The organism is Petrotoga sp. Shatin.DS.tank11.9.2.9.3 (genome assembly GCF_003665005.1).
Taxonomy (GTDB): domain Bacteria; phylum Thermotogota; class Thermotogae; order Petrotogales; family Petrotogaceae; genus Petrotoga; species Petrotoga mobilis.
Window position 1 is genome coordinate 13,800 of sequence record NZ_JGVT01000008.1, and the last position, 17,749, is coordinate 31,548.

General features: G+C 34.8%; 15 protein-coding genes. 11 read left to right on the forward strand and 4 right to left on the reverse strand.

The genetic code is table 11. From position 1 onward, the window contains the following. Positions 1 to 121: 121 nt before the first annotated feature. The 4 genes from BZ25_RS09585 to BZ25_RS09600 all read right to left on the reverse strand — a co-directional run bounded on the left by BZ25_RS09585 (position 122) and on the right by BZ25_RS09600 (position 5,601). Entirely contained in the window at positions 122 to 1,759 is a 1,638-nt protein-coding gene (locus tag BZ25_RS09585; protein ID WP_121514641.1) for an ABC transporter substrate-binding protein, read from the reverse strand. Between the two features lie 161 nt (positions 1,760 to 1,920). Next, positions 1,921 to 3,060: an ROK family transcriptional regulator gene (locus tag BZ25_RS09590; protein ID WP_121514640.1), complete on the reverse strand. Its 1,140-nt coding sequence runs from the start codon at positions 3,058 to 3,060 to the stop codon at positions 1,921 to 1,923. Positions 3,061 to 3,238: 178 nt separating this feature from the next. Continuing rightward, a complete protein-coding gene (locus tag BZ25_RS09595) occupies positions 3,239 to 4,090 on the reverse strand; it encodes a MurR/RpiR family transcriptional regulator (RefSeq protein WP_121514639.1) in 852 nt (283 codons plus the stop codon). A 2-nt stretch (positions 4,091 to 4,092) separates the two neighbouring features. Further along, complete coding sequence (locus tag BZ25_RS09600) at positions 4,093 to 5,601, reverse strand: putative N-acetylmannosamine-6-phosphate 2-epimerase (protein ID WP_121514638.1); 1,509 nt, start codon at positions 5,599 to 5,601, stop codon at positions 4,093 to 4,095. Between the two features lie 401 nt (positions 5,602 to 6,002). Here BZ25_RS09600 and BZ25_RS09605 point away from each other — a divergent pair, with 401 nt between their 5' ends. The 11 genes from BZ25_RS09605 to BZ25_RS09655 form a co-directional block, all read left to right on the forward strand. Then, complete coding sequence (locus tag BZ25_RS09605) at positions 6,003 to 6,896, forward strand: alpha/beta fold hydrolase (protein ID WP_199676888.1); 894 nt, start codon at positions 6,003 to 6,005, stop codon at positions 6,894 to 6,896. Positions 6,897 to 7,042: 146 nt separating this feature from the next. Then, entirely contained in the window at positions 7,043 to 8,044 is a 1,002-nt protein-coding gene (locus BZ25_RS09610) for a 3-oxoacyl-ACP synthase (RefSeq protein ID WP_233546313.1), read from the forward strand. A gap of 34 nt (positions 8,045 to 8,078) precedes the next feature. After that, positions 8,079 to 8,822, forward strand: coding sequence for a 3-oxoacyl-[acyl-carrier-protein] reductase (gene fabG, locus BZ25_RS09615; protein ID WP_121514636.1), 744 nt, complete (start codon positions 8,079 to 8,081; stop codon positions 8,820 to 8,822). 170 nt (positions 8,823 to 8,992) lie between these two features. Then, positions 8,993 to 10,309: an acetyl-CoA hydrolase/transferase family protein gene (locus tag BZ25_RS09620; RefSeq protein WP_121514635.1), complete on the forward strand. Its 1,317-nt coding sequence runs from the start codon at positions 8,993 to 8,995 to the stop codon at positions 10,307 to 10,309. Between the two features lie 91 nt (positions 10,310 to 10,400). Beyond that, on the forward strand, positions 10,401 to 11,612 hold the full coding sequence (locus BZ25_RS09625) for an acetyl-CoA C-acetyltransferase (RefSeq protein ID WP_012208353.1): 1,212 nt from the start codon (positions 10,401 to 10,403) through the stop codon (positions 11,610 to 11,612). 5 nt (positions 11,613 to 11,617) lie between these two features. After that, complete coding sequence (locus BZ25_RS09630; RefSeq protein WP_012208352.1) at positions 11,618 to 12,847, forward strand: ABC transporter substrate-binding protein; 1,230 nt, start codon at positions 11,618 to 11,620, stop codon at positions 12,845 to 12,847. 72 nt (positions 12,848 to 12,919) lie between these two features. Then, a complete protein-coding gene (locus tag BZ25_RS09635; protein ID WP_012208351.1) occupies positions 12,920 to 13,849 on the forward strand; it encodes a branched-chain amino acid ABC transporter permease in 930 nt (309 codons plus the stop codon). Further along, on the forward strand, positions 13,846 to 14,769 hold the full coding sequence (locus BZ25_RS09640; RefSeq protein ID WP_121514634.1) for a branched-chain amino acid ABC transporter permease: 924 nt from the start codon (positions 13,846 to 13,848) through the stop codon (positions 14,767 to 14,769). Before BZ25_RS09635 ends, BZ25_RS09640 begins: the two co-directional genes overlap by 4 nt. Positions 14,770 to 14,803: 34 nt before the next feature. Continuing rightward, positions 14,804 to 15,520 carry an ABC transporter ATP-binding protein gene (locus tag BZ25_RS09645; protein WP_012208349.1) on the forward strand — a complete coding sequence of 239 codons (717 nt, stop codon included), beginning with the start codon at positions 14,804 to 14,806 and terminating at the stop codon, positions 15,518 to 15,520. Then, positions 15,520 to 16,227 (forward strand): ABC transporter ATP-binding protein, encoded by a 708-nt coding sequence (locus tag BZ25_RS09650; protein WP_012208348.1) that lies wholly within the window; start codon positions 15,520 to 15,522, stop codon positions 16,225 to 16,227. The genes BZ25_RS09645 and BZ25_RS09650 overlap by 1 nt, the downstream gene beginning before the upstream one ends. 35 nt (positions 16,228 to 16,262) lie before the next feature. Then, a partial coding sequence (locus BZ25_RS09655) for a methyl-accepting chemotaxis protein (RefSeq protein WP_147429945.1) occupies positions 16,263 to 17,749 on the forward strand: 1,487 nt, incomplete at its 3' end.

Here is a 17,749-nt window from a genome sequence, read left to right on the forward strand (position 1 = left end):
ATTAAGGAAAAAAGGACTTTCTCTTCTAGAAAACAAAAGAATTAGGAAGAGAAAGCCTAAAAAAGTATTATTCAAAGCTTCAAAAACTCAAAGATTTCTCAGATATAAATTTTTTCAGTAATTATAATTCATCTGCTGTGGGAAATTTATTGAGATAAAAAAGGCGTGTATATATCTGATCAAATGAGATTAACTTAACGTGACTTATTTGTTCTATAGCGCTTGCTTGCTCTATGCTTTTGGTGTAAGCATAATCTACTCTTCCTGCTTCGGCATTAACAACCAAGTTTGGATCACTTTCACCACTTGGATAAGACTGAATTTCTTCAATATTTCCAGTTCCTTTGTCCCAGTAATCATCCCAACGGACATATGTTACATAATTGTTCATCTTCACTTCTTCGATTTTAAATGGTCCTGAACCTATTGGGTTTTGCCAATAAGCAGCTTGTTGGGCTTGTAGTGGATCCGTGTCTTTTAATAAATGTTTCGGAAGAGGTGGCCACTGTGAAAATGTCATAAGAGCGTTTGGATCTAATTTTTCAAAATGGAATATAACCTTGTTCCCTTCAATAACAATACCTTTAATTTCTTCACTCTTTCCATTTACATAATCCTCATACCCTTCCAAACAACTTATTGTATATAAAGCCACAGCATTCAATTGAGGTACTTTGGCATAGTATTCAAATGTAAATTTTACATCTTCTGGTGTAATCGGAACTCCATCGTGCCATTTTATTCCTTCTCGTAGTGTAAATTCAATAGTTAATCCGTCTTCGCTAACTTTATAATCAGAAGCCAATTGCCCTTTTTTGGGGGTTAAATTCTCGTCACTCACAATAAGCCTATCAAATAGAAGTTTGAGATATAATAACGTACTAGTTGCAGGATTTACAAAAGGGGCTTCAAAAAATTGGGCAGGACCTCCATTTGTATACATAATTCTTTCTCCATTTTTGTCTGGTTCTATATCCCAATCGATTATTCTCCAATCATAAGCAAATTGTTCATTACCATATGGAATACCTTTCCGATCGATTCTTTTACTTTCAACCAGAAATCCTTGCTGATGATAGAGAGGTATAGCCGGTAAGGTTTCATTTTCATAACGTGTTAACTCATGAAAAGCCTCTTTTTGTTCATTAGGATCTGCTGTAGAATTAATTTTATCAATTAGTTCATCGAGCTTTGGATCAGTAGGGGTATGTGAATTGGAAGAAGCTGCACCTTTAAATCTGTTGTAAAATTCATGTAAAGTGAGAGCACTTATTCCTGCATAGGCTAAGTCCCAGTCTACTGCTGATGGTCCTTTTATTGGATCGGCAGGGGGGGTCCAGAGTGATGTGGTTAAGTCTCCTTCTAATTTTCTAAATTCCATTTTTATCCCTACATCAGCCAGATAAGCTTGGATAACAGTCATTAGGTCCACAGTTAATTGATCTCCGTAATAGTAAACAACATCCAAAACGTAATTTGAATCCCAACCAGCTTCCTGTAACAACTCTTTTGCTTTAGAAGGGTTATATTCGTAATTATTCAATCCGGGTGCCCGATATTCTGGGTTAGGTGTTAAACTTATTGCTGGCGTAGCCTTTCCCTCAAGTAAAGTCTCACAAATGGTATCCATATCAATAGCATAGGCTATCGCCTGTCTTACTCTTGGATCGGCGAGACGGATCGTAGAGAATCCTATATTACTAAACAGAATAACAAACATAACTACCATTACCATTCCAACAATCTTAATCTTTTTCATACTGCTCTCTCCTTTCTTTCTTTTATTTTTCAAAACAAATATCTTTGTTTCTCATTAAACAATCATTTTTATCACCCCTCGTATAATATGTATTGATGTGAAATATAAAAAATGTGCCTTCTTTCTATAAAAACGAGTGAAAAAAATTTATTTGTCGTATTTCAAAAATACTCTATTATTTGTGTTTTAAAGAAGTTAATTAGTCCCAACTTAGCAGCTCCTTGAGAAATGGCATATTCATCCAACTCTGAAAAAGAAATATTTATAGTATGTTTATGAAACATGTATTTATTTATGGAATTTAATAACTGATTAAAAAAGCCATCCCCTAAATACTTCATTCTTCCATCTATGAAAATGTTAGAGATTCCAAAGTAATGTATAAGAGAAATGAGAATTGACGCGAAATATCTTGAAAGTTCCTCCGTAAATCTTTCTATTGATTTTCTTTCTTTATCTGATAAAACTTCAACTTCTTGAATGCTTTTAATGGGTTTTGAAATTATTTTGCCAATACTTTTTACAACACAGTCTATGCCATATTCATCTTCAAAATATTTTAATTCCTCATTCTTAAACAAAAGAGTATGACCGATTTCTCCAGCATATCCGGTGAGTCCGCGATAAAGATGATTATCGATTATTATTCCCGCACCTATTCCTTTATCATAAAGGATATAGATGAAAGAATCTAAATCTTTTCCTTTCCCATAATACTTTTCTCCAATTGCCCCCATGTCAGCATCATTCTCCAAGTAAGCAAATACGTTATATTTTTCTTCTATCTTTTTTATTAAGGGGAAATTAGCGAATTCTGGTAATTTTGGTGGTTCTTTGATTATTCCTTTTTCTGTATCCAAAGGTCCTGGAACACCGAAAGATATTACTTTAACTTTTCTATTTGTAAGTTCGGCTTTTCTCATCAACTCATCTATCGCTTTGTAAACTATGTTTATTTGTGGATTTTCCTCTATATAAGGATAATCAACATTGTAAAGAACTTCTCCACTTGAGTCAATTAAACAACCATTCACGCTATCTCTTAGTATTCCAATTCCAATAACGTATGCAAAATCTTTGACTATTTTCAAACTTATGGATGGCCTTCCTACTCCATTGGGAGGAACTTTTACCTCTTCAATGAAGCCTATATTTAAAAAATTCTTCACTATATCTCCAATAGTGGTTTTGGTTAATCCAGTTTCCTCAGCAATATCAACTCTGCACATTTCTTTATTGATTAGTAGATCCAAAACTTTTATAGAATTGTTAATACGTACCATTTCATTGGGTGATTTCAAAAAGTTTCAGCTCCTAAAATTTTAATTAATAAGTATAGAGTCTTTATTAATTATATTTTATATCTACTTTTATCAAAAGTCAAGTTTGATAAAAGCAAATTATATGGAATTAGAGACGATTAAAAAAGAATAAAAGCAATTAGATACGAAAATGTTTAAATTTCTTTTTTAAAAATTATTAATATAATTTATTAACGACTGCTCTTGCAGTGTCTTTTCCTGTAGTTAAAGCCTTTTCATATTCTATTGAATACAACAAGCCAGACAAGATCTCCACCGCAAAAATTTGAACCAGGATAGATCTCCCTGCGCTAGTTTTTACAGGGTTTTCACCAGAGAATATTTCTAATACCACATCCGAAGATTTTGTAATAGGGGAATTCGCATGTTCAGTCAAACTAATAGTTGTTGCCCCATGCTTTTTTGCAACATTCAACGAGTCTACTGTGTCCTTAGTGGACCCACTTTGGCTTATTCCAATTGCTAAATCTCCAAAGTTCAAAGTAGCTGCGGAGATAGCTTGCATGTGAGGGTCCTCCAATGCGTAAGACGGAAAACCTAATCTTGTCAACTTATATTGTAATATTTTGGCAACTGCTGACGAGGATCCTACACCGTAAATCTCTATTCTTTTAGCAGATCTAATGAAATTTGCAGCTTGTAAAAAGTTGTTTATGTCTAGTATTGAAGTTGTGCTCTCTATCGATTTAAGAGAACCCAATTTTACCTTTCTAAGTATTTCTTGAGGAGAATCATTCTTGAAGATGGTTATATCTTTTTCTTCTTCAAATATATCTTCATTATTATCCAAGGCTAACGTAAGTTTGAAATCTTGAAAAGTTTCAAAACCTGCTTTTTTAACGAATCGAGCAATTGTAGCCTCGCTTGTTCCACATTTTGTAGCTAATTCAGTTATGGTAATCCTTGTTATGTCCTCTTTTTTACTATTTAATATGTACTCCGCTACTTTCTTTTCAGATTTAGTGAAAGTAGGCATCCTAGAATTAAGAAAAGCTTGAATTTTACTCATTTTTAGATTTCTCCTTTTTGAAATGAAAGTATTGCGGATCCCCCTGCGCCTGCAAATTCACTTAATTGGCTATATTCGATAAAATCACCACTTTCATTTCTTATTTCTTTGTAACTTGACCGAATTTCCTTTAATACTTTCTCACCGTACTTTGGAATGACTCCACCAAGGTAACATTTTTCAAAGTCCACGGTAGTTTTAACTGTATCAATTAACCAAGCCATAACTTTTGCATAATCTTTTATATTTTTTAGGGATTTTTCATTATTCTTTTCATAGACTTCTTCTCTTAAGTATCTTCCAGAAAGTAAAGTTTCAACGCACCCAACTTTTCCACAAGTACATCGTTTATTATTTCCCGGATATACTATGTGACCTATTTCTCCACCGCCCCCCATAATTCCTCTTATTATCTTCCCGTTACTAATTATTCCTCCACCAAGACCTGTCCCTACGGTTATCATCAATAAATTGTTTACTTTTGTAGTGTAATATTGAAAATATGCAGCACAATTAGCATCATTATCAACCTTTGGACGTATATTAAATTCTTGCTCTACAATATCTGCTATTTGTACTCCTTCCCAATCAGGAATCAAACCAGTTGAAAAATTGACAATTCCCGACTTAAAATCAATTTTTCCACCGGTAGCAATTCCAATAAAGTGGGTCTCATTTGTTATTAAATCTTTAATTAGAGAAAGCATATTTGAAATAACTTCTTTGCCTGTTGCTGCTGTAGGTATCTTTTTACTTTTTATAATTTTTCCAAATCTATCAGTTAAAACACCACGAGTCCAAGTTCCTCCAATATCTATGCCTACCGCAAAAATTTCATCATTTCCAAAATCCTTAAGATGATCTTTAAAATTTTTTGCAATTACATGAGGCCTGGTAATGGCCGATCCAACAGTAACAGCATATGCTCCATATAAGATTGCTTGCCTTGCATATTGAGGAGTAGAGATGTTCCCTTCAGCGATAACAGGTATATTCGTTATTTTTACAGTTTTTTCTATTAAATCTAAATCTGGTAAATCTCTTCCGGAGGTATAATCAGTATAACCAGCGAGTGTAGTTGCTATATAGTCGGGCTTTAAAGGTAAAACATATTTCACATCTTCTATGTCTGCTATATCGGCGATTATCCCAATGTGAGGGTAATATTTTCTCAAATAATCAAAAAGTTCCGGTAAAGGTTCTGGCCTTTCTCTTCTTGTGCAATCGATAGCAATAAAATCTGAGTGAGCTTCAACTAAATCATCTATATCTTTTTTAGTGGTTGTGATAAATGCACCTTTTAAGCTTCTGTTTTTAGTTATTCCTATTACTGGAAGGTTAACAAATTTTTTTATCTCTCGAATATTTTCAGGAGAAAGAGCTCTTATAGCGTCTGCTCCTCCAGCCTCAGCCGCGATAGCCATCTTTACTATGGGTTCTTTCCCATACAAAGGTTCGCCTTCTTCTGCCTGACATGATACAATGAATGCATTTTTCTTCAACGTTTTCATGAATCTTCCTCCATATATTGAAAATAATTTTCATATAAAAAACTAAATAACGAAATTTATCTACATTTTCATTATAATTCTTATTTTCTGAAAAGTCAAATCAGAAAAATAGAGAATTTCTTTCATAATTGCTTTTAATTGCTAATAATTTGATCTGATTGGTTAATTTGGATAATTTTCAATTTTTTTCTTTCTGATATAATTCGAAAAAATTCGATGGTCCATTTATTTACAAATAAGTGTAAAAATGAGAATTTTTTACTTAATCAGGTTTAATTACGTGTAATTACTTTTAATCACCTATAATCATTGTTAATTGAATTTGGAATTTAGGTAAAAAATGTATATACTAATAGTGAGAGATGATTCACTTATTAAATTTATAAGGGAAGTGATTAAAAGTGGACATACTTTTAAAAAAGGTAGAACTTCCAAATGGTGAAACTATGGGATATAGATACAAACAAGGTGGAGAAAAGACTTTGCTTTTGATCCACGGAAATATGACTTCCTCAAAGCATTGGGATGTTTTTATGGAATCTTTTGATTCAGATTACACTATTTACGCCCCTGATCTAAGAGGATTTGGTATTTCAACTTATAACAATCCTATCGATTCTCTTGACGGTTTTGAGGAAGATTTAAAATTATTCGTAGATAAATTGGGCTTGTCAGAATTTGATCTTATGGGATGGTCAACGGGTGGAGGAGTTTGCATGATCTTTGCCGCGGATTATCCAAATTACGTTGACAAATTAATACTTTTGGAATCTGTTGGAACAAGAGGTTATCCTATATTGAAAAAAGATGAAAAAGGTAAGCCGATAAAAGGTGAATTTTTGAAAACTAAAGAAGAAATAGCTCAAGATCCTGTTCAGGTAATTCCCATTTTAAGTGCATATAGCAATAAAGACAAAAATTTTCTTAAAGTAGTTTGGGAAGCAACTATATACACACATCATAAGCCAGAACCTCAAAAATACGAAGAATATTTGGATGATATGTTAACTCAGAGGAATTTGGTTGATGTAGATTATGCCTTGGCAACTTTTAATATAAGTGAGGATTATAACGGGATAAAGCAAGGTGATGGTAGAGCCAAAAATATAAAATGCCCTACTTTGATATTGTGGGGAGAGAATGATTTAGTGGTTCCAGAACAAATGGCTCTTGATATACAACACGATATAGGAGAAAACGCCAAACTAATTTATCTAAAAAATTGTGGTCACTCTCCGTTAGTAGATGATCTAGATCAATTGATAAAAGTTGTGAAAAAATTTTTAATTGTGTGAGAACTGATTCATATGTTATATTTTGAGACTTGTAAATAAAATAATTTGGCAAATAATATTTTGATCTTAAAAAAAGTAACAAAGAGTTAAAGAAAGTTTGGAGTTTCTAAAGGTACTGAATGTTAGATTTTAAAGGAGGAAATGGAATGAATGTAGGAATAATGGGGTTAGGGGTTTACATACCTGATAATTACATTTATGCTGAAGAGATAGCCAAGAAAACGAATATTCCGCAATGGGTGATAGAAGAAAAATTTGGTATTTTAAAAAAGCCCATCCCTGGTCCTGAGGATACAACGAGTTATATGGGTATTCAAGCGGCTAAGGAAGCTATCAAAGACGCAGGTATAGATCCAAAAGATATAGATTTAGTCATATGGAATGGTGGCCAACACAAAGATTATCCATGCTGGCTTGCCAGCTTAAAAGTTGCTCATGAGATTGGAGCCACTCGTGCATGGGGTTTTGATATGGAGGCAATGTGTGGATCGATGATGGTAGGAATGGAGACAGCAAAATCCCTTATGATGAATAATGATAATTTGAACACGGTATTACTTGTAAGTGGTTACAGAAATGGTGATCTCATCAATTATGAAGTTCCAGAAACCTCTTTTATGTTCGATATTGGGGCTGGAGGGGCAGCTTTGATATTAAGGAAAAATTTAAATAAGAATTTGATTTTATCATCCGCTTTTAGGGGAGATGGCTCTTTTTCAGAGCAATGTGTAATAGAAGTAGGAGGAACCAAAAAATGGCCCATGAAGCCAGAAGACGCAAATAAGTTTTACTTTACTGTAAGAGAGTTCGAAAAATTTAAAGCAAATTTGAGTGAAAAAACCATGCCTAACTTTTATGGAGTAATCAGAGATTCTTTAAAAAAATCCGGTTATAGTGAAAAAGATATCGGATACTTAGCCATTCTTCACTTTAAGAGATCTGCTCATAAGGCTGTTTTGGAAGAATTAGGCTTGAAGGAAGAACAAACAACTTATCTGGAAAATTACGGTCATCTTGGACAAAACGATCAGGTGCTTTCTATGAAGTTGGCTCTAAAGGAAGGAAAACTCAACCCTGGAGACGTCGTTGTTATGGTGGGAGCAGGTATAGGTTTTGTTTGGGCTGCAACCACCGTAAAGTGGGGTTAAATAGAAAATATCACTTAAGTGAGGTGTAGTATTAATGGATAGAATGAAAGACAAAGTTTGTGTAGTTACAGGTGGAGGCAGAGGCATAGGGGAAAGTATCGTTAAGAAGTTTGCCGAAGAAGGAGCAAAGATTGTTTTTGCTTTAGACATGAATCAAGAAATTCTTTCTCAGTTACAGAATCAATTAGGAGAAAATGTGAGAGGTTATCTGTTGGATGTAACCGATAGGCCTGCTATAGAAGAATTCGTTGAAAAAGTAAAAGAAGAGTTTGGAAGAATCGATGTATTAGTGAACAATGCAGGTATAACCAAGGACGCTTTAATAGGTAGGATGCAAGAAGAAGATTGGGATAAGGTCATCGAAGTAAATTTGAAAGGCGTCTTCAATATGACACAGTTTGTCTCAAACCTTATGTTAGAAAATGGAAAAGGAAGTATCGTAAATATATCTTCAATCGTGGGTGAAAGAGGGAATGTTGGGCAAACCAACTATGCAGCTTCAAAAGGTGGAGTTATATCTATGACATATACTTGGGCTAAGGAATTTGCAAGAAAAGGTGCTAATATTAGGGTTAACGCTGTCGCTCCTGGGTTCATTAAGACCCCAATGACAGAAAAAATTCCTGAAAAAGTATTAGAAAGCATAAAATCAAAGATAACTTTAGGAAGAATGGGAGAACCTGAAGAAGTGGCGAATGCGGTATTATTTTTAGCTTCTGATGAAGCTTCTTATGTGACTGGTCACATTTTGGATGTAAACGGGGGAACTAATCTATAACCATTTTTTGAATGTTATAGATACTTTAGAAATAAAATGGTTTTTAAAAGGGTTATAGAATGGAGCTCTTCCCTATCCTGTTGAGTCATTTAATGGGCCAAGAAGCGTTGAAGCAAGTTTTAGAATTTCTGAATGTAGTTTGAATTTTTGATTTAGGAGGTACTTTCAAAATGTGGAAAGAAAAATATAAGCAAAAATTAATGTCAATTGATGATGCTATATTAAGCCTACCGAAAAGAGTTTCGGTGGTTGTGAGCATGGCAGCAGCTGAAGCCCAAGGCTTTTTGAAAAATGTTCATAAATTTAAAGATCATTTTGAAAAAATAAAAGTAATAACTTGTTTAGATATGGGATATTATGAGTTCTTTTTGAACAAAGAATATGAAGATACGTTCGAATTACACACATGGTTTTATTCCGAACCAACGAGAAAATCTAAGCATGAAGATAAATTAAAAATATTGGATTATATACCAAATAATCTTCATATGGCTGGTTTAGACAAGGTTATGGCTGAAAAAGAAGAAGGAAATACCTTGGTGTTTTGGGGAACTTCCACTCCTATGAGAGAAAAAACTGGATACTTTAATTTAGGTATCTCTAATGTGTATGAAAAAGATTTAGCAGAAAATGCTGATATAGTTGTAATGGAGGTCAATGAAAAAATGCCATATGTGCACGGGGACACTGAATGGCATATAAACAATGTAAATGTTGTTGTTGAGTCTAATTGGGAGATCCCTGAAATACCTATTTCAGAACCTAAAGAAGAAGAAAAAAAGATTGCTCAGTACATAGCAGATATCATAAAAGACGGCTCAACCTTGCAGATAGGTATCGGTGGAATACCTAACGCGGTAGCAAAATTGCTTGAGACAAAAAAAGATTTAGGAATTCACACTGAAATGCTTACAGAATCAATGATAGATCTTTTTGAAAAAGGTGTAATAACAAATATGAAGAAGACCCTTTGGAAGGGGAAATTTGTAATAGCTTTTGCCTTAGGGACAAAGAGAATGTATGAATTTATAGACGATAATCCTGGTATTCTTGAGCTTAGAGGGAGATTTGTCAATGATCCTTACGTAGTCTGTCAAAATGACAATATGGTAAGTTTAAACACAGCAATTTCAGTAGATTTGACCGGTCAGGTTGTTTCAGAAGCAATAGGGACCAAACAGTTTTCTGGAACAGGGGGCCAATTGGACACACATCGAGGGGCTATAAAAAGTAAAAATGGGAAAGGTATAATAGCCCTACGATCCACAGCAAAAAAAGGCACCATTTCAACGATAGTCCCCCTACTTCCACAAGGAGCTCCAATTACTGTTCCAAGGCAGGATTTGGATTATGTCGTAACAGAATGGGGAGTAGCTCACTTAAGAGGTAGAAGCGCAGGTGAAAGGGCTAAGAAATTGATTTCGATATCTCATCCAGACTTTAGAAAAGAATTAGAACAAGAAGCTATAAAGATGGGGTTAATATAGAGCTTTGACTTGTGGACCACATTTAATCTAAACAGGCTGCTGCAAGGTGTTGGACCTAAACAGTGATAAGACTATATGGGAGGTAGAAACAATGAGTAAAGTTTATATAATATCCGCAAAAAGGACGGCCATCGGTACTTTTGGTGGAACCCTAAAAGATATACCTGCAACCAAATTGGGAGCTGAAGTTGTGAAAAAAGTGCTACAAGAAGCTCAAGTAAATTCTGAAAATGTTGATGAAGTCATTGTTGGAAATGTTTTGATGGCAGGCCAAGGCATGGGCCCAGGAAGACAAGTCTCCATATATGCAGGGATTCCAGAAGACAAGCCTGGCTACGCTGTTAATATGTTATGTGGAAGCGGCATGAAAAGTATAATGATTGGTGCCACGGATATTAAAACAGGTGACGCCGACCTAGTTGTGGCGGCAGGAATGGAGAGTATGTCAACAGCTCCTTATCTTTTGCCATCCACAAGTAGATTTGGAAACAAATTTGGATCATTTGAAGTTCAAGATCATATGATACTAGACGGGCTCACCGATGTTTTTAATAACTATCATATGGGGGTAACTGCAGAAAACATCGCAAAAAAACACAATATTTCTCGTGAAGAGCAAGACGATTTTGCATATACGAGTCAAATGAGAGCTAAAGGAGCCATAGAATCAGGGAAATTTAAAGATGAAATAATACCAATCGAAGTAAAAAGAAAAAAAGAAACAGTTCTTTTTGACCAAGACGAACATACAAGATTTGATACAACGAAAGAAAAGTTAGCCAGTCTTAAACCTGCATTTGTAAAAGAGGGAACCGTAACAGCTGGAAACGCTTCGGGAATAAACGACGGTGCCAGTGCTGTCTTATTAGCCTCAGAAAGGGCTGTTGAAAAATACGGATTAAAACCAATAGCAGAATTAGTTGGTTACAATCAGGCCGCTGTAGACCCAGCATACATGGGTTTAGGTCCAGTTCCAGCTGTAAAGGGCCTTTTAGAAAAGATCAAAATGGATATAACAGATATGGAATTAATTGAACTAAACGAAGCTTTTGCTGCCCAGTCTTTGGGGGTGATAACAGAATTAGGAGATATTTATGGGAAATCTAAAAACTGGTTTCTTGAAAGAACCAATGTGAATGGTGGTGCAATTGCTTTAGGACATCCTATTGGAGCATCGGGAAATAGGATAGTTGTTACGCTTCTTTACGAGATGAAAAAGAGAAATAGCGAATTTGGTCTGGCATCACTTTGCATTGGTGGAGGAATGGGGACGGCTTTAGTGGTAAAAAATATATGGAGGTGAGAAAGGTGAAAAGAAACATAGGATTGGTTCTTTTTTTGGTTGTCATGTTTTCTTTGGCGATGGCAGTAGATCCTATTAAAATCGGCGCTGTAAATCCTTTAGGAGATATAACTGGCAACCAAAGTACAAAGGCGATGAGGTTAGCAGTTAAAGAGATTAACGACGCCGGTGGGGTTTTGGGAAGACCGCTGGAACTTATAGTTATAGATGATGAAATGAATCCAGCAAAAGGGGCTGCAGCGATCGAGAGATTAGCAACCGTTGAAAAAGTAGATTTTTTTGTTGGTGGAATGTCTAGTGGTGTACATTTAGCACAAGTGCCTATTCTTAAAAAATACCAAAAAATAACTGTTTGGGCAGGTGGAGCTTCCCATCAAATTGAAATAGCGATGGGTCCAGATGCAGACTGGTACTTCCATCTTCACCCATGGGATTATCAACAAGGCGAAGGTTATGGGATAGGTTGGAGAGAAATAGTTCAGGCATATCCAAATGTTGATATTAAAAAAATCTTTTTGGCGTATGAAGAAGGAGCCTTCGGCACGGACTCATATACAGCTTATTTAGATCTTTATGAGTTAGCAAAAAAAGGAGAAGGTCCATGGCAAGGAATAATGGAAGAATTTGCTGGAGCTTCATTCAAGAGTGCCGCCCTAGGAGGGGGAGATTATAGAGCTATGTTAAATCAAGCAAAGGCTTTTGATCCGGACCTTTTTGTTTGGGCGGGATACGACGCTGATGCTATACCAATTGTAGCCCAGGCAAAAGAAGTGGATTTCACACCTGACTTGTTAGTAGGAGCTCCTCCAGGTTGGCCAGCGGACTTTGGGAAAAATCCTTTAGCAGAGAATGTTATTCTTTATGGGATGTGGGCTCCAACTTTAAATGATGTAAGTCCAGTAGCTAAACATTTTTATGATGCTTACGTTGAAATGTGGGATGAAGAACCGGTAACATACTTTGCTCCCCTTGGATATACTAATATTTATTTTTTGGTTGAAGGTATAAAAAAAGCAGGAACCATGGATAAAGAAGCTATAATTTCTGCATTGAGAACTATTGAATATGAATCGCCGTTGGGTGAAGTGTTGAAAATTGAACCAAGCAGAATAATACCAAATCAAGGATTCAAGTATCAAAAAATTTTACAATGGCAAAATGGTAGACAAGAAGTTATTTGGCCTATAGATCTTGCAACGGCAACGATGGCTTATCCTTTCACATTTGGTAAATAGTAAAAGTAAATTTTTGAAATATGGGGGTTGGAAGATATTCCTCCCCCTTTCATTAAAAAAACGGTGGTGATTATGTTGAATTCTCTGCATTTTCGACTTAATAAAACATTTTTAATGTTTCTTGTTTTCCTTGTAATTATTGCTATTTGGAAACCCATACCTTTGATCTATGGTCTTCAACGCGGTGGTTTATATTCTTTAATTGGTTTACCTTTGGCTTTGATATTAGGAATCGTTGGAATATTAAACTTAGCTCATGGGGATTTTTTGACTTTAGGTTTATACATAGGGTATATTTTTTTCACTCAATTAGGGTTAGACCCACTTATTTCAGTGTTTCCATTATTTATTTTAATGTTTTTATTAGCAATAGGGATTTATCAGATTTCAATAAGATACGTGTTAAAAGCAGGGGAACTGAACCAACTGTTGTTAACGTTTGGGATTTCTATGGTAGTTATAGAGCTTATAAAAATAATTTGGACTACCCGTCCCAGAAATATTTATACTCCTTATGCTTCTTCATCCATAACAATATCAAATTTCTCTATTGGTATTTATGAATTTCTATACCCAATAGTGGCAATTGGAGTATTAATCTTTCTTCAACTTTTTTTGAAAAAGACACTTTTAGGGCAAGCAACAAGAGCAGTTGGGCAAAACCCAAAAGGAGCTGAAATTGTAGGTATAGATACCAACAAAGTATATCTTATCGTTTTTGCTATTGCTTTTGGAATTATAGGTATTGCTGCGGGTATAATGTTGCCAAGGACATCCATATTCCCCTTGTCAGGAAATGCATATACTTTAAAGTCCTTTGCTTTAGCAGCTATGGCAGGATTGGGCAATTTAAACGGTATTTTAATTGGTGGAATCACTTTAGGAGTAGTTGAAGCAGTTGTTCAATCAATTCCTGGATACAGTGGTTGGTCTGATTTAGTTTTTTTTGGAGTGTTAATTATAGTAATATTAATTAGAGCATACAGGGGGTCAGAGTCATGAAAAAAATCTTAACTCCTTTAATATTGGTTATAGCAATAGGATTATTAATATTTTTGCCTTTTTATACGGGAGCGTATTTTCTTCATGTCGTTATGACTATTTTAATTTATATGACGTTATCTTTGAGCTGGGATATGATGTTGAGAACGGGTCAATTATCCTTTGGAGTAGCAGGTTTTTTCGGGGTAGGTGCTTATATATCGATAGTTTCCTTTGCAAATTTTGGAATTAACCCTTTACTTAGCATATTTCTTGCCGGGGGTTTTATGGCGCTGATAGCTTTGGCATTAGGATTTGTGGTTCTTAAATTGAGAGGAATTTATTTTGCAATCACCACCTTAGCCTTGACAACGGTTTTTTCGGTTATTATCAGGAATACTCCACGTTTAACCGGTGGAGCAAGTGGGAAGGTTATACCTAATATAATATTTCAAGGAGATTCATCAAAAATATATTGGTTAATATTGACTTTAGCTCTATCGACAATTTTAGTTTCTGAAATATTCAGTCGAACGAGGGTTCATTTTGCTATCAACTCAATAAGGACAGATGAAGTTGTGGCTAAATCTACTGGTATCAATATTTTTAAATATCTGATAATTATCTTTATTATAACAGCAGCTATTCAAGGGATAACTGGGGCTGTGTACTCTCAACAATACGGTTTCGTCTCTCCTGAAACAACCTTTTCTTTAGATTTTCTCTTACTACCTATGGCCATGGCGCTTGTAGGAGGAATATATTCTACCTGGGGTCCAATTATTGGAGCAATTGTTTTAGGATTTGCGTCTGAATATTTAAAATTAATTATGCCCTATGGTCATCTCATAATTTATGGAATAATCATAATTCTCATAATACTGTTCTTGCCAAAAGGAATATTTGGATCTTTAAAAAACAAAATACAATCTGGTAAGTAGTTAATTTTGAATATATACTACGGAGGGGAACTTTATGCAAATAGTATCGACAAGAAATTTAGTAAAAAAATTTGGAGGATTAGTAGCTGTAAATGATGTCACAATGAGCATAGAAGAAAAAGAAATTTTAGGTATTATTGGACCGAATGGTGCTGGGAAAACCACTTTTGTTAATTTAATAGCTGGCATGCATTATCCCACTGAAGGTGAAATAATATTTGATAATCAGAACATTGAAAAATATCCACCACATATTCGAAACAGAATAGGACTCTCTCGAACCTTTCAAGTTGTAAGGCCATTGCAAGGGTTTACTGGCTTAGAAAATATTATGGTTGGTGCCTTGTTTGGAGCTGGAGAGAATTTAATACAAGCGAGGAAAACGGCAAATGAAATATGCGATCTTTTGGAATTGGAAAATAGGAACCAACCTATAGATAAATTAACTGTTCTTGACTTAAAAAAAGTGGAAATAGGACGGGCTTTAGCCTCCAAACCAAAAGTTTTATTTTTGGATGAAGTAATGGCTGGGTTAAACTCCGATGAAACATGGCAAATGATAGACTTGGTAAAAAAGCTTAGAGAAAATGGAATAACGATAGCCATAATAGAACATGTAATGGGTGTAATAAAAGAGTTAACAGATAGAGTAATAGTTTTGGAATCTGGGAAAATTATAGCACAAGGGGTTTATCAGGAAGTTTCAAAAGATCCTAAAGTTATATCTGCCTACTTAGGGGAGGAAGACTGATGCTTGAAATCAAAAATTTGAATTTAAAATATGGAAGAATACAAGTAATCTGGGACTTAACGATGTCAATTTATAACAATGAAGCTGTAGGCATATTTGGACCCAATGGAGCTGGTAAAACTACCTTAATCAGTTCGATCGTTGGTTTAATAAAACCAGAAACAGGAGAACTCATTTTTGAGGGGAATTCATTAATTGGATTTAAAACTCATGAAATAATAAGAAAAGGGATTTCTTTGGTTCCCCAGGAAAGAGAATTATTCCCTTTTATGACCGTTGAAGAAAATTTAAAATTGGGAGCAGCCTATGTGCCAAATGCGAGGAATAGAATAAGTGAAAATTTGGATTTTGTTTTTGAAATTTTTCCAATATTAAAAGAAAGGATTCATCAATTAGCTGGGACTATGAGTGGCGGTCAACAAAGAATGTTGGCTATCGGAAGAGCATTAATGGCAAATCCAAAATTGCTAATACTTGATGAGCCTTCGTTGGGATTACAACCTTCACTTGTAATAGAATTGTTTCAAAAATTAGTAGAGATTAAGAAATCTGGGGTATCGATAATGTTGGCAGAACAGAACGTAAAACAAGGGCTAAAAGTTATTGATAGAGGTTACGTGCTAGAAAATGGGAAGATTGTTATGGAAGATGTTGTCCAGAATCTTGCTAACAGTCCACACATTCAAAAATCTTATCTTGGGGTGTAAATACTCAAGAATATTAGTTTAAGAAGGAGATTGAGATGTCTTTTAAAAGTATTGGAAGCAAAATAACGTTGATCATAATAACTACTTTTCTTTTGTTTAGTTTATCTATTTCATACAATATATATTCTTTAATCAATTCAAACAACGCTTTAGAAGAATATAAACTTATGGCCGATCACGTTAATTCTTTCTCTCAAGCTGAATTCAACTTTTTTCAAGCTACAATTAGCTTAAAAGATTACACCGATAGTTTTGAAGAACAAAAAGCCAGTGATTTTTTTAGCTATATAGATAGTGTCAAAGACGATTTATCTAATCTTTCAACTTATAACTTAGAAGAATTACAATCAAATTTGACTAATTACGAATCCCTTTTCAATAAATTAGTTACTTTAAACCAAGAAAAAGATGCCCTTATAGATGAATTTTTAAATCTGGGATCTGAATTAGAGAATAATATGAATGGTTTTATAGAATTATCACAAAAAGTTGGTGGTTCTTCCTCTTTGCCTATATATTCACAAAGAATTTTGCAGTACAAAAACACAATTATTGATTTGTCTACACAATATTTCTCAAGTTTATCGGATGGAGATAAGAACAACGTAATTAAAGAGTTCGAAAATTTAGACTTGCAACTTTCTACTTTAGGATATAGCATAATTAATCAGGAATTAAATGATGCTTTTTCAAAACTGACCGATATAGTTGCTTCATTCAAAAGCACCTTTGATCAAATAGTCACAGCGATAGAATCCCAACAACCCATAATCGGGCAGATGGAACAAGCAAGGGTAGAGATACTTAACCTATTAGAAGAACAAAGAAATAAATTAAAGGTTCAGCAAGACACGTTAGGTCCATCACTCATAGAAGAAAACAATCAAGCAATAACCTTGACAGCCATCCTAACCGTAGTAGCCTTCATAGTATCGATAATCATGATCATCTATCTAATAAGGAGTATAACGAAACCACTGTTAGACTTCAAAAACAAGATAAACCAATTCAAAGAAGGAGACCTAACGGTAAACTTTGAAAGTAAAAGCAAAGACGAGATAGGTCAGATGGCAAACGCCCTATCAGAAATGAGTAAAGAATTAAGAAGATCCATGGGGTCAATAAAACAGGCATCGGACAAAGTAGAAAACGCATCAGAAAGTCTAACACGATCATCACAAGAAAGCAGGAAGAACTCAGAAGAACTCAAAAACCAGATGGACAAGATACAAACAAGTACGGAAGAAACGGCAGGAAACGTAGAAGAAGTGACCTCAGGTGTAGACGAAGTAGCAAGGGCAGCACAAGGTGTATCCCAAGACGCACAAAGACTAAGTGAAGAAGCAGATGAAACAAGTAAAGCTGCAGAAGAAGGAAGCAAAACGATAGAAAGTATAAGTCAAGCGGTGAAAGAAGCGGTAGAAAGGACAAAAGAAAGTCAAAAAGAAGTAGAAACACTCGCAAGCAACGCCAAGAACGTACAAAGTATAGTAGAAACGATAAACTCGATAACGGAACAAAC